Source organism: Rubritalea spongiae, assembly GCF_042652385.1.
Lineage (GTDB): Bacteria > Verrucomicrobiota > Verrucomicrobiia > Verrucomicrobiales > Akkermansiaceae > Rubritalea > Rubritalea spongiae.
Genome location: NZ_JBHSJM010000001.1, coordinates 2285655 through 2306483, shown reverse-complemented (window position 1 = coordinate 2306483; position 20829 = coordinate 2285655). Strand labels below are relative to the sequence as shown.

Annotated in this window: 14 protein-coding genes; 4 read left to right on the top strand and 10 right to left on the bottom strand. The window is 47.7% G+C overall.

The genetic code is table 11. The features are described 5' to 3' along the window. Positions 1–79 precede the first annotated feature (79 nt). The 4 genes from ACFPK9_RS10355 (at position 80) to ACFPK9_RS10340 (ending at position 3399) form a co-directional block, all read left to right on the top strand. The gene (locus tag ACFPK9_RS10355) at positions 80–1666 is read left to right on the top strand and encodes an Rne/Rng family ribonuclease (RefSeq protein WP_377094811.1); all 1587 of its coding nucleotides are present in this window, start codon (positions 80–82) and stop codon (positions 1664–1666) included. A gap of 3 nt (positions 1667–1669) precedes the next feature. Further along, positions 1670–2086 carry a hypothetical protein gene (locus tag ACFPK9_RS10350; protein WP_377094810.1) on the top strand — a complete coding sequence of 139 codons (417 nt, stop codon included), beginning with the start codon at positions 1670–1672 and terminating at the stop codon, positions 2084–2086. Further along, a complete protein-coding gene (locus tag ACFPK9_RS10345; RefSeq protein WP_377094809.1) occupies positions 2083–2646 on the top strand; it encodes a hypothetical protein in 564 nt (187 codons plus the stop codon). Before ACFPK9_RS10350 ends, ACFPK9_RS10345 begins: the two co-directional genes overlap by 4 nt. Positions 2647–2709: 63 nt before the next feature. Then, positions 2710–3399, top strand: coding sequence for a GDSL-type esterase/lipase family protein (locus tag ACFPK9_RS10340; protein ID WP_377094808.1), 690 nt, complete (start codon positions 2710–2712; stop codon positions 3397–3399). A gap of 184 nt (positions 3400–3583) precedes the next feature. Here the strand turns inward: ACFPK9_RS10340 and ACFPK9_RS10335 are convergent, their stop codons facing one another. The 10 genes from ACFPK9_RS10335 to ACFPK9_RS10290 form a co-directional block, all read right to left on the bottom strand. Next, positions 3584–6466: a plastocyanin/azurin family copper-binding protein gene (locus tag ACFPK9_RS10335; RefSeq protein ID WP_377094807.1), complete on the bottom strand. Its 2883-nt coding sequence runs from the start codon at positions 6464–6466 to the stop codon at positions 3584–3586. Positions 6467–6502: 36 nt separating this feature from the next. Continuing rightward, the gene (locus ACFPK9_RS10330) at positions 6503–7549 is read right to left on the bottom strand and encodes a ThuA domain-containing protein (protein WP_377094806.1); all 1047 of its coding nucleotides are present in this window, start codon (positions 7547–7549) and stop codon (positions 6503–6505) included. Between the two features lie 155 nt (positions 7550–7704). Next, on the bottom strand, positions 7705–8478 hold the full coding sequence (locus ACFPK9_RS10325; RefSeq protein WP_377094805.1) for a hypothetical protein: 774 nt from the start codon (positions 8476–8478) through the stop codon (positions 7705–7707). A 145-nt stretch (positions 8479–8623) separates the two neighbouring features. Further along, positions 8624–11254, bottom strand: a complete 2631-nt coding sequence (gene gyrA / locus ACFPK9_RS10320) for a DNA gyrase subunit A (protein ID WP_377094804.1) — start codon at positions 11252–11254, stop codon at positions 8624–8626. A 33-nt stretch (positions 11255–11287) separates the two neighbouring features. Continuing rightward, on the bottom strand, positions 11288–13843 hold the full coding sequence (gyrB, locus tag ACFPK9_RS10315) for a DNA topoisomerase (ATP-hydrolyzing) subunit B (protein ID WP_377094803.1): 2556 nt from the start codon (positions 13841–13843) through the stop codon (positions 11288–11290). A 141-nt stretch (positions 13844–13984) separates the two neighbouring features. Then, entirely contained in the window at positions 13985–15034 is a 1050-nt protein-coding gene (locus ACFPK9_RS10310; RefSeq protein WP_377094802.1) for a ribonuclease D, read from the bottom strand. A gap of 31 nt (positions 15035–15065) precedes the next feature. After that, positions 15066–16436, bottom strand: a complete 1371-nt coding sequence (gene rho, locus ACFPK9_RS10305) for a transcription termination factor Rho (RefSeq protein WP_377094801.1) — start codon at positions 16434–16436, stop codon at positions 15066–15068. Then, positions 16433–17032 carry a dephospho-CoA kinase gene (coaE, locus tag ACFPK9_RS10300; protein ID WP_377096615.1) on the bottom strand — a complete coding sequence of 200 codons (600 nt, stop codon included), beginning with the start codon at positions 17030–17032 and terminating at the stop codon, positions 16433–16435. The genes rho and coaE overlap by 4 nt, the downstream gene beginning before the upstream one ends. A 68-nt stretch (positions 17033–17100) precedes the next feature. Further along, entirely contained in the window at positions 17101–19677 is a 2577-nt protein-coding gene (locus ACFPK9_RS10295; protein WP_377094800.1) for an Amuc_1098 family type IV pilus outer membrane protein, read from the bottom strand. Positions 19678–19802: 125 nt separating this feature from the next. After that, complete coding sequence (locus tag ACFPK9_RS10290) at positions 19803–20828, bottom strand: Amuc_1099 family pilus-like system protein (protein ID WP_377094799.1); 1026 nt, start codon at positions 20826–20828, stop codon at positions 19803–19805. Position 20829: the final 1 nt, after the last annotated feature.

The following is a 20829-nucleotide window of genomic DNA, read 5'->3' as shown; positions in this document are numbered from 1 at the left end:
CCGAAAAAACAACTAGAACCATCTCAATTCAAACCCCAACATCAATTTTTATCCCCCCACCAATTTCCAACTATTTATTATGATTAAAAAAATCAAACAAGCTCTTGGGCTCGGTGAGCCCAATCCCCGTGAGGGAGTTTCACTCGTTATCAATGCTGAAAAGCTTGAACGCCGAGTCGCACTTATCGAAAACGGCAGCCTCGAAGAATACGATGTCGAACGTGAAGGCGATGCCAACATCGTAGGCGGTATCTTCAAAGGCACCGTCAAGAACATCGAACCAGGTCTCAAGGCCATGTTCGTCGACATCGGCATGGAGAAAAATGCCTTCCTTCACTTCTGGGACGCTATCCCAGCCGCACTCGACGGCGGACTCGAAGAAATCGAACGCGAAGGTCGCCCGAAAAAGAAGCAAAAGAAAATCACTTCCAAGGACATCCCTAACATTTATCCGATTGGATCAGAAATCATGATCCAAGTTTCCAAGGGCCCAATCGGAAACAAAGGACCACGCGTAACAACCAACGTTTCACTCGCTGGCCGCTACCTTGTCCTCATGCCATTCTCAGAACAGTTTGGTATTTCCCGCAAAGTTGACGATCCAAAAGAACGCCAACGCCTACGCCGCATCATGCAGAAGCTTAAAGTTCCTGAAGGCATGGGCATCATCATGCGTACTGTGGCTCAAGGCCAGCGTGCGCGCCATTTTGTACGCGATCTCGCCATGCTCCTTGAGCAATGGGACGAAGTCGAACGCAAGCGTGACTCCAAGAAAGCCCCAGTCTGTACCTTCCAAGAACCAGGACTCATCGAACGCACCGCGCGTGACTTCCTCACTGACGAAGTTGACCAGATCATCTGTGATGACCTAGAGACCACCGAGTTCATGCGCGAAGTCGCTGGAAAAATTTCCCGCCGCGCCAAGCGCCGCATTCACCACTTCCCATCACGTCGTTCGATCTTCAACAAGATCGGCGTACAGAAACAGATCGATGAAGCCTTCCATCGCCAAGTCTGGCTCCCATGTGGTGGCTACCTCGTGATCGATGAAACCGAGGCACTCATCGCCGTAGACGTCAACACCGGCCGCAACAAAGGCTCCAAGGACGTCGACAAGATGATCCTTCAGACCAACATCGAAGCCGCAGAAGAAGTCGCCCGCCAGCTCCGCCTGCGCAATATCGGCGGACTCGTCGTTGTCGACTTTATCGACATGCGCCACCGCCGCGATCAGATGGCTGTCTACCGCGCGATGAAAGAACGTCTCAAGCGTGATAAAGCAAAGACTCAAGTCATGCAGATCTCTCCGATCGGTCTGATGGAAATGACACGTCAGCGTCTCAATGAATCTCTCCGCGACACCATGTATGAACCATGCCCATACTGCCAAGGTCGTGGCCGCGTGAAGACCACTCTCACCATGTCTGTAGAAATTCAACGTCGTCTCAACACCGTCATCCAGCGCAATGCTGAGCAACTCGGTGACCTCGTTGTTATGGTAAATCCAGACGTGCTTAACCGCTTTAAGAAAGAAGACTCCAAGCTCCTCATGGAACTCGAGCGCAGCCACAGCGGCCGCCTCATTTTCCGTACCGACGCCACCATGCACCGTGAAAAGTTTGCAGTAATCGACGCAGAAACAGAAAAAACCGTATTCCAGTCCTAAGAAATGGCCGTTGATCGAAAAGTCGTTGAGGCAAAAGTCGACGAGGTTCTCAACGCAAACAACAAGAAGTCAAAAGCGAACGCTGCCGCGAAAAAGGAACAACACCCTTTCCCCGGTGGCATGCCCAACATGGGTGCAGATAATCCCTTTGCTGCATTTGGAGCAATGGGCGGCATGCCAAATATGGCTGGTATGCAGGGCGGTAAGCTACCGCTAAAAATGCGCATCATGGCCAAGCTCGCCCAGCTTGCCACCAACCCTAAGTTCTCCCGTTTCCTCCAAAAGAAATGGTGGCCGCTGTGGGTTGTGGTTGGTATTTTACTCTCAGGCTTCATCGTTATCGGCGCAGTGCTTTTCCTCATTTATAAAATGATCATGGGAATCGTCAGCGCCTACACCGACATGTTTAAAAGAAAATGAAGAACCTGCTTCTCGTCATCAGCTTCTGGCTCGTCGCCTGTGCTCTGTCGCAGGCGCAAGCCTTGCTGTCTCCACCCTTCGGCTTGAAGTGGGGAGACTCCCCGCAGAAGCTGTTTGATTGGGCAGATAATCAAAAGCTCGACGTGACACTCAGCCTCCCCGGCCACCAGCGAAACGAGCGCCACGTCATCATTAAAAATTCCAAAGGCAACCTCCCCAGCCACGAAGCCAGTTCGCTCGAAGCTCGTTTCAACCAAGGCAAACTCTACGAGGTCACTCTCAATTTTGCCGACCCACAGTGGTCACTCTCCACAGCGAAAATGAAATGGAACGAGGCGCGTCGAGCCCTCACTGCCCAGCACGGCCAGTTTAAACTCAGCGGCAAAAAACGCGACACCAGCACCGATAAGTTCGTCACCGACTCCGTCAGCTATCACATCGAACCCGTCTCAGGGCTCTTTCTAATGATGTCCTACACCGAGCTCCGCGACAGCCTCCGCAACACCAGCAAAGCTCGCTTCTCACTCATCTACCACAACGACAACGTCGTAAAGCGCTAAGAAAAAAAGCACTAAGCTACTTCTCGATAGATATTCTCAATTACTCCGTAAACAGAGTACATTATGAAAAAGGGAATGGCATACCTGCTCATCATAGCATCACTTTTCTGGGGAGCGGCTGCAGTATTCGCAGGAGAAAAAGCGAACCCTATCAAAGTAGCATGCGTAGGCGACAGCATCACCTATGGTTTTGGGATAGAGAATCGCGAAACTCAAAGTTACCCAGCTCAATTAGGTCGCACTCTTGGCGCTAGATTCTCAGTCCATAATTTTGGTCGTAATGGGCGCACCGCTTTAAAGCGGGGTCACGCTCCTTATTGGAAAACGCCCGAGTACAAAGCAGCCCTTGCGCTACAAGCCGACATCGTAGTGATCAAATTAGGCACAAACGACTTGCGATCGATGAACTGGGACAAGCACAGTGCCGAGTATGTACCCGATTACATCGATCTCATTCGCTCGTTTCAAGCACTCGAAAGCAAACCTACAATCTGGATCTGCTATCCGGTCCCCACTTATCCAGGACATGATAAAATCAAGTTCAACAACGACACAATTAAGCATGATCTCGTTCCGAAAATTGACGAAGTGGCAAAGCAAACTGGAGTCAACATCATCGACCTCAATACCACTTTAAATGATCAGGAAGAAATGTTCCCTGACAAAGTCCATCCCAATGCAAACGGAGCGAGACTCATCGCAACAGAGGTCGCGAAAACCATTCGGCATAAATTTCCAGTTCAAACGAAATAAGTTCTCCCTCCCTTTAAAGGATTCCTCTAGCTACCAGCAATTACTTAACCAATCATTTCAGGAATCTATACTTTTTTGCGCAAAGTCACGTCTAGCAACAGGTTCGAATATACCCCCACATAAATATGGCCGAAATCCATGTACTTGGGAAATCGGCCATAGCTAAATGTCTCTTTGTTGTCTTCTACTCGACAATCATCTTACCCTGCATCACCTGCCAGTGACCTGGGAAAGTACAGATGTAGGGGTATTCGCCCTTCTGCTCAGGAGCTGTGAAGTAAGTCGTGTGTGAGCCTTTCGGATCAACCACGAAAGTAAAGGCAATGACGTCTGACTTATCGTCAGGAACGTAACTCTTTTTGAGAGCTTCAGGATCACTGAGCATCTTGAAGGCGGCTTCGCCTACTGCTTGTTTCTTACCCGGTTTCACGATCACAAGGTTGTGCGGCATCACATCGGCATTCTTCAGAACCAATGCAACGGACTCGCCGGCTTTCACCTTAAAGCTGGTCTTATCGAACTTGAGGCCTGGAGGCGTGCTCACGACGACTTTTTTCGCGTGATCATCTTGCTCGCCAGACTGGGTATCGAGATTTTCGATTTCTCCTTCCACCCGGTCACTGCGCAACACAAACTCGCGATTCTTGTCCATCTTCGGTGCAGCTCCTTCAAATTCCTTGTATTCACCAAGGTTAAGAATCGTTGGGAAAAGATCAGTCTTAAACTCTGTTCCATTAGCTGTTTTTAAATGCATGCGAAGGTGCATCTGCATCGCAGGTTGAAGGTCGGGAATCTCCACAAATATCGATTTCTTATCTGCTAAGAGATGCGCACTCTTCACGTTAAGTGGATCGTGACCAAGCGACTTCGGCTCTTTAAGAGAGAACTCGGGCGAACCGTATTGTTTAGTGTGATTGTAATCCCACATTTGCGCGAAGTAATGCTTCACGTCTTTCACCGCTGCTGCATCTAATTCATTTTCGAAATGCACTGTGATGCCATTGTCAGAAGTAGCGAAACCAAGCGGCTCATACATCGGCTTTCCAGTGTAACGGATACGGTGCAAACAACCATCCGCTAGCGCGTAGTCGCCCCAACCGTCGAGACCCACAGTGTAGACCTGACCATCGACTGGATTCACTGCAGCACGCAAGACGCCGCTGGCGAATTCACCTTTCATCGGCACTGTCGCGATTTGGCGAGTTTGCTCTTTGCTAAAGCTCTTATCAAACAGAATTTGATACCAAGAACCATAACCGTAACAGACAGAGACCAGCCCTTTATCGCCAAGCGGCCCCCATCGTGTATCTTCGACTTCGAGGAATCCACCGGTTGAATTATCAATACCACGTGGAACATAACCGAGCGGCACAGAGAGCGCCTCTCGGTTCTTAAAACCATGATTGTCGCCTTCTTTGAGTTCTAAAATGGCTGACGCAGGTGTCGAAGTTCCCTCCTGCGGACCTACTAATATCGTACCATCAGACATAGAACCAAAACCCATGCCATTGCGGATTCCAGTGCTCAAGGCTGTGTATTCTTTGCCGTCTGGCGAAAGCCGATACCCAGTGATTCCTGAAACAAAGTAGATATTACCATCGGCATCGCGCTCTAAACCATAAGTATGCGTATGGCTTCCCATTTGTGTCGGGAAGGTATTTGAGAAGTTGCTATAGAAATCTGTTTCTCCATCACCATCGAGATCTTGAAGCTCAGTGATCTGCTCGCGCTCTAGCACATACACCTTTTCATCCCAGACTTGCAGGCCGAGTGGCTGGTTCAAGCCGGTAGCTATCTTCTGCCACTTTGTCTGTGAGCCAGTGAGACCCGTCACTTTATAGACCTCACCCATTAAGGTAGAAATGAACGCAGCGCCGTCCTTATTGAAATCGATCCCAGAAAGGAACAACATGGAGTTGTTCTTATTCTCAAGAGGAATGTCAAAATCATCGATCACGTAAGCCGCATCGTCTTTCGCCTTGGTGACAGCAAGGTTTTGCATGTCATCGCTCCAGCGCGATTTGGGCTTTTTCACGAGTTCAGAGAGCCTGACTTTTTTCGCGCCTTTCTCAGCTGCAACAAGCTTATCGCCGAGCGCCTTTTTATCCGCGCTCATGAAAATGTTCATCCCGCTGCCAGCTAATTGCTTAGCGATACTGAGAACAAGCGTATTACCTTTAGCTTTAAATATATTCTCCCCAGCTGCTTGCGTCCGAACTGCGAACTTGGTTTTGCCGTCAGCCAGCAGCCCAGTTGCAATTCCATCAGACACTTTCAAAGACTTGCCCTTGATATCAAAGAGAGCCACTTCGGCGCCCTCAAAGTCGGAAACAAATTCTAAAGTGCGCTGATACACACCATTGGGTAAACCTTGCACCGCATCGAGCACTTCTGAGCCATCTAACTTGTAGGCAAACACGGATACTCCCTGAGAATCATACATTCCCAAATATTCTTGCTTAGAACGGTCCACCAGCCAGCCCACTACGGCTTTGCTCGGTTTACTTCGATCATAAGCTAATTTGATAGTCTTACCATTTGAGCCAAAGCTCGCTTTGCCTTTCAAGGTAACACCGCGACCAATCCCCCAACGCGTTGGGTTAAATACCGGCTGGCTGCCACTCCAAAAGCGGTAAAAGCTCAAATTCGTCTTCGGAGAAAATGCAGTGTAAAGCTTCTGCTCAGAATCTACGAGAACACTTACTGAATCGGTAATAACATTATCCATTTCCTGCCCCCAGAACTGGGACTGCCCCATCGCATTCCAGCGAGGATCTTTGTAGTTGTTCTGGTTGTGCTTCCCCCAGTGGCCGTGGCTACCGCCATCGAGCCCAGGATACGCAGGAATGATCGCAGGCACCTCATTCGCGGGATCCATATAGTAGTCCGCTTGACGCTGATAGAAATCATACAAGCGCACTTCATTAGTCTTCTTGTCTGCGAAACGGTAGTCTTCTCGCCCTTGTTTAACATCGGCATATGGATGCTTTGAGGCATTCGCTACATTGAGTTCCGCTGCATGCAGTAGAGGGACAGATGCAAGGAAAAGTAGAGTCGATTTATACATCGGCTTGTGAGTGGTTAGAATTTAAGACGCTGTGAATTACTCGCCCTTCTCCAAGCTAATGAGGTCACTCGGTGTGCGACCCTTGACGTAAGGAACACGCGGATCGTTCGGGATAGCTGGGAAGGTCTTTGTGCCAAACATCGTAGGATTGTAGGCAGAGACAAATTCCACATCTGCTTTCTCAGGAACCGGTAGTTCAAGTCCCCAGAAGACACCATTAACGACTAAGCGTCTTAGGTTTTCATCGAGAAGGTCATCAGCAGAGCCCATAGTAGTCGTTACAATCTTACTCTCATTCCCATTCTCGTGCTTATAGCTCCTAGTCCAAGCCACTGGTTGCAAGGTGGCACCTTTCCCATCAGTCACGATGGCAGAATCTGACTCTAAACTTTCAGTGATTTGGCCACGTAGGAGAATAGTCGAAGGTTCTAAAGGTTTTGCCTCATAGATGTCTGACTTACAAAAAATAGACTCTACACCATTCAACACTGGGTGCTCTTTATTCGCTTCCTCAGCAATAGTACGGGTTCCCTGTACCGCATGCTTGCCCCAATGAGAAACCCATGTTTCTCCAAGTACTTGCTCCCCAAAGCCTCCACGCATTTTTTCCGACTTACTATTGAAGCTCAAAAATGAGTAGTCCGAGCTACCTTTGATTTTAAAGCCATGCGTCGTAGTGCGCATTCCCACCACAGGGATTCCACGCTCAAAGGCTGCCATGAATTTTCCATTTGTCTCATCAGGCCAATTACGGAAACGGATACTCAACACTAGAGCATCGGCTGAATCTAAAGCTTCTGGATACGAGAGGCTCTTGTGGTTCAACGGGTTTACAAACTTGTTCTCTTTATCCATAGAAAAGAGCACAGTACACTTGAACCCTTGCTTTGCCAGGAGCTGACCAAGCATCGGCATTGCTTCTTCCGAGCGATACTCTTCGTCCCCTGCGATCAAGACAACGTGCTTATTTTTGCCTGGAAGCGCTGGATCTCCTTCAAAGACGAGATGGTCTGCTGGTTGTTCGGCGGAAAGTGATGCAGCCGTAGCCGCGAACGTAAGAGTGGTGAGTGTAAGTTTCTTCATATGTGTAAAAAGCTTTGTCCGCCTTCGCACGCATTTCAAACACAAAGACAATCTGCTTGAGCTATGAGAAGACAAAATAACTACGAACAGCAACAAGCAGCTCTCTCAAAAAGCAGCAAGAAATGTGTGAATTACCAACCAGCTGATCAGCTCACTCAACCTTGCGGAAGCACCCATTCTTCCCAAGGACCAGGAGGAACATCGTCCGCTTCCACAAATTTCCAAGAAACGCGCTCACCGCTTTTTACTCCTAGAAAATCACGTACTGCAGGACTGATGTCTAAACCAGCGTTGCCATTGCGGTTCGGCTTAGGTCGTCTCCCTTGGAAAACATACTCATAATCGTCAGTGTAAAACGGCCCACAATCTTCCCACTGCGCGTAGCAAACTTTGTGCCCCGTATGGATTGCTACCCAGCGCCCTTTACAGACAGAACGTCCTGGCACCGTTGCGGCACGCCAAAACCATTTAATCATCTTCGATGCCTCCGGCTTAAATCGTCCCCCACCGCGAGCTATGTCATTGTAGGGTAAAGCGATATAAAATGGGTTCATCTTAGGGCGAAATGTCGCAGGAAAATAACCATTTCGATTCTCTGGGTCGTCAACCCCACCGTAGCTTTCTCGCCAATTGGGGTCCCACGAGCTAGCGTGATTATGGGTCGGGTTATTAGCACTCGAATCTTCACCCACCCAAAAAATAGTCACTGGGATATCGCGCTGCCACGAATATTGATACCGCTCATTCGGCCCCTCATATTGCTCCACAATCACCTTCGCCTTTTGTGGAATGCGATACGGATCCCTGAGCGATTTAAATCGAGAGCGCATTTGCTCAAGTTGCTCAGCATGCTCGACCGCTAGCCGCTCTTCCAAATGATTCGCGCTCACGCCCCCTGCCATCAAAATGGCAAGAAGTACCTGTAACATGTGTCGGCCATCGGTGTGAAACATCGCGCATAGCTAGCATTTCTTAATCACCCCAGCAACCAACAATTCACGCCTTGTGCGAGCCATAAAAAAACCTGCACAGGAAATCCCGTGCAGGTCTTGAAAGTTCCTTTTGAAGAAATACTTATTCGTCTGAAGCTTCAAGCTCAGAAGTATCACCTTCTGGAGATTCACCATCCGGAGTTTCCCCTTCTTCAGCTTCGAGCAAAGCTTCTTCTTCAGAGTCTGGCACAACTCGTGCAATGTCCTGAAGTTTCACGTCATCCGACATGGTCACCAGCTTCACACCAGAAGTGTTACGGCCAGCTTCTCGGATATCAGCACAGCGAATACGGATCGATTGACCATCAGAGGTCATCAGCATCAACTCATCCTCTGGCAGCACCATGACGGCTCCAACAACTTCACCAGTTTTCTCATTACACTTCATGGTTATAATGCCCTTACCGCCACGGGACTGTGAGCGATAATCTGCAAATGGTGAACGTTTCCCGATGCCATTTTCAGAGGCGACTAAAAGCGTTCCCTCATCATTAACAATCGCCATCCCCACAACGTAATCGCCTTCAACTGGTTTGATCCCTGCAACACCTGCAGTTGCACGTCCCTGAGCACGTGCTTGATCTTCCGTGAAGCGAAGTGAGAGACCCTTGCGAGTGACTAGAATCACTTCGTCATCACCTTTAGTCAGGCGCACATCAATCAGTGAGTTACCCTCATCCAATTTAATCGCGATGATACCATCCTTACGATAGTTCTTGAAGTCAGCAAGAGCTGTCTTCTTGACCTTACCTGAACGTGTCGCGAAGAGAACGAACTTATCTTCCACTGCGAGCGTGATGTCGTTGCCATCCTCATCGAGCTGACGCTCGAGTCGGAGCGTTGCCGCGACTGTTTCGTCTGGCTGAAGGTTGAGCACGTTTTTAATAGAACGACCTTTGGAAGCTCTTGAGCCTTCTGGAAGTCCATAGACACGCTCTACAAAGACACGACCTGTATTGGTAAAGAACATGAGGTAGTCGTGTGCTTGAGCAGAGAAAAGATGTTCAACGAAATCCTTTTCGTCATCATTCTTATTCTTCGTCTCCATGCCTTTCACACCTTTACCACCACGTGCTTGTACGCGGTACTCAGCGCTCGGAGTACGCTTGATGTAACCTTTGTTAGAAAGAGTCACGATCATACCTTCGTTCGCAATAAGATCTTCGATCGCGATCTCGCCTTCATCAGGAAGGATCGGGCAACGACGAGGAGTCGCGTGCTTCTCCTTAATCTCAAGAAGCTCAGCCTTGATAATATCGAGAACGCGAGCTTCGGATCCAAGAATATCAAGGAAGTCTTTAATCTCTTCAAGCAGCTTGTCGTACTCCACTTTTACCTTATCCTGCTCCATACCAGTGAGCTGATAAAGGCGGAGTTCAAGGATCGCATTCACCTGGCGGTCAGTGAAGACGTAGCGGTCATTGATAATGCTCGCTTGATTGCGAATCATAATGCCTAGACTTTCCGCTGTGGAAGCCGGGAAGTCGTAACCTTTCAAACGTGTTCTCGCTTCATCGCGGTTCTTAGAATCACGAATGATCTTAATGAAATCATCGAGGTGTCCAAGAGCGAGCAAGAAGGCTTCGAGGTTTTCTGCGCGAGCTTCTGCTTTCTTCAGCAAGTAACGTGTGCGGCGGATCACCACATCGCGACGGTGCTCAATAAATGCATCTAAGGCATCGATCAAAGAAAGTTGCTTAGGACGGCGTTCGTGAATCGCCAACATGTTCACTCCGAAGGAAGTCTCCATTGAAGTGAGCTTAAAGATCTGGTTCATCACCACCTGCGGACGAGCATCACGCTTGAGAGTGATCTCAATGCGAGTCTGGTCATCGGAAAGGTCACGCATGCCAGAGATATCCGTGAGGATTTTCTCTCTAACAAGCTCAGCAATACGTTGCTGTAGTACAGCTCGGTTCACACCGTGCGGCACCTGAGTGATGGTGATAATGGAAGTACCTGAAGCCTTTTCTTCGACTTCCATAGTTCCTCGCATTTTCACGCTACCACGCCCAGTACGGAAATAGGAATCAATCCCTTTGAAGCCACGAATCTCACAGGCAGATGCGAAATCTGGCCCTTTGATGTATTGCTTCATCTCCTCAATAGAAATCTGAGGGTTGTCAATACGCGCACAAACGCCATCGATCACCTCGCCCATATTGTGGGCAGGGATGTTCGTCGCCATACCCACCGCAATACCTGTACCTCCATTGATTAAGAGGTTAGGAATGGCCGCAGGAAGCACGACTGGCTCATCACGCGTTTCATCATAGGTCGGTGTGAGGTCGACTGTTTCCTTTTCAAGATCAGTCATCATCGCTGTACCCATGTGAGTCAGACGGGCCTCAGTGTATCGCATCGCCGCAGCGGCATCACCTTCCACAGAACCAAAGTTACCTTGACCATCGACCAGCGTTTCACGCATCGTCCACGGCTGAGCCATGTTCACCAAGGTCGTGTAAATAGAACTATCACCGTGCGGGTGATACTTACCCATCGTGTCACCCACAATACGCGCACACTTTAGGTGAGCCTTGTTAGGTGAAAGTGATAGATCGTTAAGCATCGCATAGAGAATGCGTCGCTGAGAAGGCTTGAGGCCATCACGCGCATCAGGCAATGCACGAGAAATGATCACGGACATGGAGTACTCCAAGAAAGAGTTAGACATCTCCTCCGCCACGTTGATCGGCTTAATTGAATCGTTCATCGTTTTTTAATTAAGTTTTTTTAGTAGCGGTTATTAGACGTCAAGATTACGGACATTAAGCGCATTATCTTCAATAAAGCGCTTACGTGGCTCCACGATATCTCCCATCAGCACGTCGAACATTTTGTCAGCTTCGAGTGCATTTTCTTCATCGAGTCTGACTCGGAGGAACTGACGTTTCTCAGGGTCCATCGTCGTATTATAAAGCTCCTTAGCATTCATCTCACCAAGTCCCTTGAATCGTTGAATACGCATTCCCCGACGACCAATTTCCAACACTGAATCTAGCAGTTCGAAAAGGTTAAATACTGGAATAGCCTCAGCGTCATCGTCGCTACCATCTACCAATTGGAAGAGAGGCTTATCTTCTGAATAGAACGGGTGAGCTGGCACACCGAGCTCTTCAATACGAGCGAGAATCTTCTGAATCGCAGTCGCTTCATGCAGCTCATGCTTCATCGCACGGCGCTGAAGCCCTTCGAATTTATCCTTGTACTCAGCTTCTTCTTCCTCAGTGAGATCTTCGCCAAAGAGTCGAAGATCTCGGTTGTCTGCAGCGAATTCGAGAAGCTCTTTCTCTGTGTCAAAGTACTTAATAAACTCTTCATTCCCTTGGCGCACGCGCACGAGATACTCAGGAAGATGACCATCTTTTTCAGCTGCAAGCAACTCGCGGAAACCTCCTCCGTGACCTTCTAGAGTGTTAGTGAAGCGCTTTAGCTGGGCCAAAGAATCGAGCACTGACCGTAAGATTTGTGGATCATTGACCGCTTCCTCACCATCTTTTACCAAACGTAAATCTTCTGAGCCCAGCTCAATTAGAATCGTGTTCAGTGCAGCATCGTCAGCGATATATTCTTCGCGTTTCTTACGTGTGATTTTATACAATGGAGGCTGCGCAATGTAGAGAAAACCAGCTTTTACTAGCTCAGGCATATGACGACAGAAAAAGGTGAGAAGAAGGGTTCGGATGTGAGAACCGTCCACATCGGCATCCGTCATAATCACGATTTTCTGATAGCGCACTTTTTCGATATTAAATGCACCTTCTTGGTCTCCTTCACCGATACCTGCGCCGATCGCTGTGATCATTGCCTGAATTTCCTTATTCTGCAGCGCCTTATGCAGACGAGCTTTCTCAACATTGATCACCTTACCTCGCAGTGGAAGGATCGCTTGGTTGATACGATTTCGACCAGATTTGGCCGAACCACCCGCAGAGTCACCCTCCACAATGTAGAGTTCGGATTTAGCAGGATCGCGCTCAGAGCAATCTGCAAGCTTACCCGGAAGACCTCCACCGGACATCACTGACTTACGCACCGTCTCACGCGCTTTGCGTGCGGCTTCACGCGCACGGGCCGCATTCACAGCCTTGTCGATGATCTGCTTTGCGAGATTCGGGTTTTCGTCAAAATATGCTTGAAGCCCTTCGTAAACGATCGATGAAACCACGCCTTCGATTTCCGCATTCACCAACTTATCTTTGGTCTGCGAACTGAAACGCGGGTTAGGCATTTTTACACTGATCACACAGACAATACCTTCACGTACATCATCACCAGATAGAGATGGATCCTTATCCTTAAGAATCTTATTCGCCTTAGCGTACTGGTTGATAGAACGTGTTAAAGCTCCACGGAAACCAGTGAGGTGGGTACCACCATCGGCATTCGGAATGGAGTTCGCGTAACAAAGGATGTTGTCTTGATAGCTGTCGTTGTATTGGAAAACTACGTCCGCGAAGACGTCATCTTCTACGACTTTACCATCGTAATCGATTTCTACCTGACGCTTACCAGTAAGCACGACAGGCTCTTCATGCACAGTTGTTTTGTTCTCACTCAGCTGAGCGACGAACTCTTCAATGCCTTTTGCGTAATAGAATGTTTCCTTCTTCTCACTCTCAGGACGCTCATCTTCCAAAACTATCGTTAGCCCTGGGTTGAGGAAAGTGAGTTCGCGAAGACGTGTTGCTAAGCGATCAAACTCAAAATTAATAGTGTCAACAAAGATGGTCGCATCTGGGAAAAATGTCACCTTGGTGCCAGTCTTGTCAGAAGGAGCTTCACCTACAACCTCGAGCGGTTGAGTGGTCTTGCCGCGCTCAAAAATAATTTGGTGCACTTTACCTTCACGAGTCACCTCGGCTTTGAACCAATCAGAAAGAGCGTTCACACACTTGGCGCCAACACCATGGAGACCGCCAGAATACTTGTAAGCACCTTGGCCGAACTTACCACCAGCGTGAAGACTTGTAAGTACAAGCTCCACAGCGGGAATGCCAAATTTCGGATGGATGTCTACCGGAATGCCGCGACCATCATCGGAAATCGAGATAGAACCATCCACATGGAGCGCAACAAGTATAGTAGAACAATAACCAGCGAGATGTTCGTCAATGGAGTTATCTAAAACTTCAAAAACGCAGTGATGTAGGCCTCTAACATCGGGGTCACCGATATACATACCGGGACGTTTTCGGACGGCCTCAAGACCCTCCAATTTATCGATTTGCGAGGCGCCATATTCCTGATCTCCGGAAACATTTGTATCAGCCTCTTCGGGCTCAATAGGCGTATCTGACATGAGTGTGAAGAAGGTATAATTTCCCCTTCACAACACAAGAAAGAAGCGCTCCCATTTGACACTTTTTTCACCATTTTCCTAACGACAAAAAAGACCCTCTAGTAAATACACTAGAGAGCCTCATAAATCAATGATATTCAACTAGATTTCCAGCAATTCGCACTGCCATTTCATCAGCACTTCAGAAGGCTCTACCTCGTTCGCCGCAAGGGCTTCAATCGTAGCCTTAGCAATAATCAGTGAACTGTCGATATCTAAGGATTCAGCCACCTCATCTCGCTTAGCAGCAAGTGCGACACAAGCTTCATCAAAGGCTTCATCTTTGACTCGCCGTTTGGCAACCTTCACCCGCTTCGGCCAGAGGTTTTCTGGCACCTTATCGGCTTCCTCAATCGCCGTATAAAAATTCTTTCTACGCGATGTGCGGAAATGCTTAGGCAGTTCGATTGGCTTTTTCGCCAATAGGTCAGCAACCCAAGCAAACAGCTGCTTGTTACCACAGACCATAAATGGAGGCTTATCCCAGTCTGAGGCTTCACTATCACGCCAATACCAAAGTGCGCGGAGGTACAATAAACCTTTCGGCGCAAGACGCCCAGCTCCTTGGATTCTCCACGGATCTTCTTTCGTTTGTGGCCGGTCTAAAACTTTCTGGCGAGCGTGAACACAGCTTTCAACAAACCATTCATAGCGCCCTTTTTCTTTCAGTTGAGCCAGTAGAATATCCACCATTGGCTTGAGATAAAGAACATCGTTGATCGCATATTCCGCCATCTTCTCTGTGAGTGGACGTTTCGACCAATCAGCCTTCTGCGATGCTTTTTCTAACTCAACACCTAAAAAATGCTCCACTAAGTTTCCGTACCCAAACTTGCGCACACCTAACAGCCGCGCAGCAATTTGCGTATCCCACACGACAGGAGGAATAGCATCTAGATCGCGACGCATCAGCACAATATCATAATCGGCACCATGCATCCACAGCTCAGACTCCTTGATCATGTCTGTTAGTGGACTTAGATCCTCAATTGCCAGTGGGTCAATCAACGCATGGCGCTCACCGTCACTAAACTGCAGTAAGCATAACTTTTCGTGATAACAGTGTAGACTATCCGCCTCTGTATCTAGCGCCTTAAAGTCCCCTTTGCACCCTGCCAAAAATTCAGCAAGCTCTTGGGTGTTTTCAATCATAGTATTTACGAGGTTTATTCAACTGGGAATCTTAGCGAGTAATCCCTTTCAGTAATAGCTCAGTGTTCGTTTGTGTTTGATCTAACGCTTTGAGCAAAGTCATAATAGCATCTCCAACTGGCAATGCAGCAACAACCTTACGAACTTCTAACACTGCTCGCATTTCATCCGGGTGATAGAGTCGGTCATCATTTCTAGTCCCACTTTGTGGTATATGAATAGCTGGATAGATGCGACGTTCAGCCAAATCTTGATCCAAGCGAATCTCCATGTTGCCCGTTCCCTTGAACTCTTCAAAGATAACTTCATCCATCCGACTTTCCGTCTCAACCAAGGCTGTTGCCAAAATAGTCAACGAACCTCCTTCTTGGACATTACGAGCTGCTCCAAAGAACTTACGAGACTTTTGCAAAGCGGCTGGATTAACACCACCACTGCCGATTGGCCCATTACTCTGTGCGTTGTTGTGGCCACGGGCAAGACGGGTCAGTGAGTCGAGCAACAGAACGACATCTTTTCCCATTTCAACTAAACGCTTAGCGCGCTCTAACACAAGATCAGCAACCTGTGCATGACGGCGCGCCGGCTCATCAAATGTAGAACTAAAGATATGTGCATCTACAGTCTCTTCGAAATCTGTCACCTCTTCAGGACGTTCATCTAACAAGAGAATAATCAGCTCCACTTCAGGATGATTATGGCGAATAGACTTCGCAATCTGCTTCAACAAGATTGTTTTACCACCACGTGGAGGAGCCACGATCAATCCGCGCTGGCCCTTGCCTAAGGGCGCAATCAAATCAATAAGTCGCACACCGACTCCACCGTCTTTACCATTTTCAAGGATGATCCGTTGATCTGGAAACATTGGCGTAAGCTTATCAAAGTCTTTTGGCTTTACGTATTCCTCAACGGGCAATCCTTCCACTTCTAATACCTCCATCGCTGACAGGTATTTATCCCGACCACGTGGAGCGCGCATGCGCACTTTCACCTTTTGACCGATCAATAATCCGTGATTGCGAATCAACTCACCACCTACGTAAAGATCATCTGGCGATGTCTTAAAGGAACGCATGGGGTCACGAAGCATCGCGTAATTATCCTTTGCCTGCTCCATGTACCCTTCTCCTTCGAGAACAGTTCCGTGCTTTGCATAAAAGGATAGGATATCAAACACGAGTTGACTTTTTGTCGCCGTTGCTTGGGATCTGATTGGCAGTGACTCCACGATCTCATGTAACTCAGCTAAAGGCTTTTCGCGAAATTCATTCACATAAACAAACTCAGGAACTTCAACCTGTGTCTCTACGGCCTCTTTTGATTCAGCTTGGCTAGAAGAATTCTCTGCAGAAGAATCTACTTCTTGCTCATTTTCTGGTGATGCGTTTTCCTCACTCATTGATACTTATTTTCTATAAATCTTTGGATTTGCGTTTCTAATACGCCGATAGGCCCTTCATTCCATAGCACAACATCGGCACACTTCTCCTTCTGAGAAATGGGAAGTTGTGCCGCAAGAATGGCCTGAACAGTCGCATCATCGAATCCGTTCCTCATTATCAGCCTCTGAACCTGCGTCTCACGCGATACAGCGACTACCAGATTTGCATCCTGACCGAAGTCAAAGCCTCCTTCAAACAAAAGGGGCACGTCTGCAATAAACGATGACGTCGAGACACTTCTACGTGATTCCTCCAGACATTCAAGACAATCTTTTCGCACCAAAGGATGGATCAAATCCTGGATCTCTTGCTTTAATCCACTATTTGAAAACAAACGCTTCCTCAACCATTCGCGATTAAGTGCTCCATCTTTAATCACAGCTGAATCGCCAACAATCGATTCCAGCTCAGTTAACACTGCTGGATCTGTATAGATTCTAGCCACGGAAGCATCAGCACAGAACACACTAACCGTGGGATCGAGCTTCTTAAAACACTCAACTGCAGTCGACTTTCCAGTCGCAATTCCACCTGTCAACCCTAGTACTCTCATCACAATAAAAAACGGGGTAGCCGCATCGCGCTACCCCGTCATAAATCAATCAATGGATAATTGTCAGATTATTTGATGGTCGGAAGAAGTCCGTCGCTACCTCCACCTAGTGATGAAGCACCAGATGAATCAAGCTCACCCATGCTGTTACGCACAGACTTACCAGTAGCATCAATTATGTTCACAGTCGTGAAGATAATAAGGTTACTCTTCGTGTGGTTTTCCGAATTAGATTGAAAAAGACGTCCAATGAGTGGAATATCACCAAGGACTGGCACTTTATCTTCCACCTTCTGTACATCTTCCTTCATCAATCCACCAACTGCAACAGTGTGGCCATCATAAATGGTAAGACCTGTTGTTACACGGCGTGTGGAAAATACTGGCATCTCAATACGGTTATCAGTGAGAGTCACTGTAACTGGGTTACCGAGAGCATCAGTACCTGAAGTCTGAATTGGAGAACCGTAGTTAATGAATCCTTCGAATTCTACGATCTCTGGAGCGAAACGTAGATCGATAGTGTAGCCATCATCACCGAGTGTCGGCTCCACCTCAAGAATCACACCAGTGTTACGAGTCTCGAACGCCGTCGGAGTCGCTGGAGTCACAGGGAACGAATTCGTAGATGATGTAGTAGTCCCGAGAATACCAGTAGTCCCAGTATTATTATTACTACCAACACTGTTTGGAAGTTCTGGTGGTTCATACTCAGTTGGGTAAATGAACTCACGAATAATCTCGATTGTCGCTTTTTCACCTGAACGAGCCACAATGCTTGGAGCCGTCATAATGTCGGCACCTTTCTTCTGAGAAAGACCACGCATGATCATTTGAACCTGGCCATCACCATACACTCCTGAAAGGGAAAGAATCCCTGGTGCAGCAGTGTTACCAGATGCTAGTCGGTTCGGGTTATTCAAGAAGGCATCAATCGCATTTCGATCGATCGCATAAGTACCTGTACGATTCCCTGCTGTAACAATATTTGAAACGTTCGCAGTCGGGTCACTTGGAATACCTGGAATCTGAGGAGATGTGAAATCTGAACCAATACGAGGTGCCCCACTGCCAATTGTGCCCCCACTAAGGAACTGCGTTGCAGAACCATTCAGAGTCACAGGTGAAAGAATCCAGTCGAAGCTAAGCTCGTCTGTATTTTCCTGAGTCACCTCAACAAATTTCGTAGCAATACGAATCTGCTTTGGTTTCTGATTCTTGATGTCGTTTACAAGTTGCTCAACGATATCTAGGTTGTTCGCAGTGTTACGTACAGTAAGCGCAGAGCGTGCACGAGAGAAACTCGCTGTCGCTCCGTCTGGGAATACCACACCACTTTTTTCAAGTAGATCTTTTACAGGAGGAGTGGCTGCAATACCACTACCGCCACCTGAATCCACTGGATCTGCAAATGGATCTGAGCTAGCAGCACTGGCGGAACCGCTAGTATCACCGATCAAAGTCATGAAATCTGGTGGAACACTAAACGAACGCGTGTAAAGCTCAGTATCCTCAAATTCGTTCACAGGAAGAAGCTTCACTGCATAGTCTTCTACTTTATAGCGAAGACCGGCCTTATCACAAATTTGCTGAAGCGCTACCTCGAGCGGCACATTGCGCATTTGAAGTGAATCAATAGTTGTTGAGCTAGTAGAAGTGCTCGCTCCGAATTCAGATGCAGCTGCATCCTCTGAGCCTGAGTTTGACTTCGGAGTAATCACTACGAAGTTTACACCCTTCTTGGTAGGATCTAACTCCAATGTATCCAGCTCACGTGCACGTTGACGTAATTGGTCCACTGCATCCGTGACGGAAATATCTTGGAAATCAACTAAAGGAAGAATGATATTCTGCAACTTACGGCGGATATAAAGAGCACCAGTAACGTCCTGTTGTGATGTTCCTGTTAAATCATCTGTAAATTGTACACGTGGCGCCACAGTGAGCTCCCATGCTGCATCAACTTCCTTGAGGAGTTCAGAACGCGTATGGTCATACGCTGCACGATAGTAATCTGATTTTGTGTTAGCGATTCGCTCAAGCCCACGTCTAGCGGCCTTGTTGTAACGGTCGATGCGTAATACTTCTTTGTATTCCTCTTCAGCTTCATCATATTGACCTAGGTTATAGTAACCCTCAGAACGGTAAAGGTGCTTGCGTACCTTCTCGGTATCTTGTGTGTGCTCATAGGTAAGCACCGGATTTGTGCGGATCGGATCATCGAGATACTCGAGCTGCTGTTTCGCAGCCATGTTAAGCGGATCCTTATTAAGGACTTCCGTGAGCAATTCACGAGCTTCTTGATAACGGCCAATTCGACGGTACTGCTGAGTTAGAGCAATGGAGCCATCTACTAAATGACCTGTGTATGCGTGACGGCGATCCGCTACAGCTGGACCAGATGGAAGAAGACTAAGCGCTTTTTTATATTGAGCTACAGCTTCTTCATACTTGGACTCAGCATAAAGCTTGCGACCTTCAAGTAGGGCGGCATCCGCTTCTTGCACCTGTGCAGCACGACGTGCGACCTCTTGCTGAACAAGGGATTGCGCGTGAGCCACATGGGAAGAAAGCGGCATAACAGCAGCCGCCGCCATCAAAATGGCAGCAGTGCGACTGGAACGATGCGTAGGTATTTTTTCCATGATTGGTAGGTAGGTTCTTCTAATAATGGGGGGCTTGTGAAGTATTTTTTTTAGAATTCTACAATTTTTAGAACTCTAGTTAGTCTCTATTACTTAATTTATCTCGATTCGGACTAACAAAATTTTTATTTACTAACAATAAATTCCTTAGAAGTCTTAACTCCTTCTTCAGAATAACTAACCGTTATGATATATTGATCCCCTCTTGGATCGATAGATTCAACACGGTATGGGCGCTCTGTTGCGTTTTGATCATAAGGTAGAGAAAATGTCTCAAATTCTGACACAATGAAGCTTTCATTGTCTTTATCCAATGCCTTGAGACGAAACTCAACCGAAAGGTCCTGAACTTCAGTAAACCCACCAGGTTTATCACCCCGGCGCCATACGGTAAACTTCTCGCGATCTTCTCCTTTGTAACGCGGAGTATTATCCTTAATCTCGTAACCGTCCTGAACGCGCCCCCCTGGGCCAGCTTGGTCTTCGACTTTACCTACCAAGGTAAAGCGACCTTTGATACCCTCCTCATCGCGTGCAAAAAATGCATCACCGACAGAGACTCGTTCATTAAAACGACGCTTCTTCGTATCTTGGTAATACAAAGTAATTTGATCAGCATTAAAAATACTCCAGCGCATCTGCATCTTAAAGACTTCTACACCTTGAGGCTCAAGCTTTGCTATAGGATTGGGATATGCCGAACTATCAGCAGGGTTTGTCTTCGCTACAAACTCCTCGCGGTTGGTGAAGCCATCTTTATCGTAATCACGATCAGCAGAATTCACATAACCTGGATCAATTCCATATTTTCGCCACCATGCGTTAGCGATTCCTTGGTGCACATTCTCGCTGTCATAAAGATCCACTGCAGTAGACTGACCCTCTTTTACATAAAGAGCCTGTCCGACAAAAAGATCTACCTCACGACCACTCACTATCTTTTCCCGAATTTGCGCTGGAGCACTACGGCTCTCTAACACACTTGAGACCTCAGCTAAGGCCTCCACACTCGGGTCATCGTTCCGGTCAAAACTTAAAGCTTTAGCACTAACATCATCTTTCCCAATAAAACTTAGTGCAGCAACTCCTGCAAGAATGGCCACTGCACCACCTAGTGCAGCCTTTTCATAATTTTCCTCTATCCAAGACATA

Excerpts from the sequence above, each read along its gene's own strand:
- ACFPK9_RS10355 (WP_377094811.1), top strand. The coding sequence starts at position 80 with ATGATTAAAAAAATCAAACAAGCTCTTGGGCTCGGTGAGCCCAATCCC.
- ACFPK9_RS10350 (WP_377094810.1), top strand. The coding sequence starts at position 1,670 with ATGGCCGTTGATCGAAAAGTCGTTGAGGCAAAAGTCGACGAGGTTCTC.
- ACFPK9_RS10345 (WP_377094809.1), top strand. The coding sequence starts at position 2,083 with ATGAAGAACCTGCTTCTCGTCATCAGCTTCTGGCTCGTCGCCTGTGCT.
- ACFPK9_RS10340 (WP_377094808.1), top strand. The coding sequence starts at position 2,710 with ATGAAAAAGGGAATGGCATACCTGCTCATCATAGCATCACTTTTCTGG.
- ACFPK9_RS10335 (WP_377094807.1), bottom strand. The coding sequence starts at position 6,466 with ATGTATAAATCGACTCTACTTTTCCTTGCATCTGTCCCTCTACTGCAT.
- ACFPK9_RS10330 (WP_377094806.1), bottom strand. The coding sequence starts at position 7,549 with ATGAAGAAACTTACACTCACCACTCTTACGTTCGCGGCTACGGCTGCA.
- ACFPK9_RS10325 (WP_377094805.1), bottom strand. The coding sequence starts at position 8,478 with ATGTTACAGGTACTTCTTGCCATTTTGATGGCAGGGGGCGTGAGCGCG.
- gyrA (WP_377094804.1), bottom strand. The coding sequence starts at position 11,254 with ATGAACGATTCAATTAAGCCGATCAACGTGGCGGAGGAGATGTCTAAC.
- gyrB (WP_377094803.1), bottom strand. The coding sequence starts at position 13,843 with ATGTCAGATACGCCTATTGAGCCCGAAGAGGCTGATACAAATGTTTCC.
- ACFPK9_RS10310 (WP_377094802.1), bottom strand. The coding sequence starts at position 15,034 with ATGATTGAAAACACCCAAGAGCTTGCTGAATTTTTGGCAGGGTGCAAA.
- rho (WP_377094801.1), bottom strand. The coding sequence starts at position 16,436 with ATGAGTGAGGAAAACGCATCACCAGAAAATGAGCAAGAAGTAGATTCT.
- coaE (WP_377096615.1), bottom strand. The coding sequence starts at position 17,032 with ATGAGAGTACTAGGGTTGACAGGTGGAATTGCGACTGGAAAGTCGACT.
- ACFPK9_RS10295 (WP_377094800.1), bottom strand. The coding sequence starts at position 19,677 with ATGGAAAAAATACCTACGCATCGTTCCAGTCGCACTGCTGCCATTTTG.
- ACFPK9_RS10290 (WP_377094799.1), bottom strand. The coding sequence starts at position 20,828 with ATGTCTTGGATAGAGGAAAATTATGAAAAGGCTGCACTAGGTGGTGCA.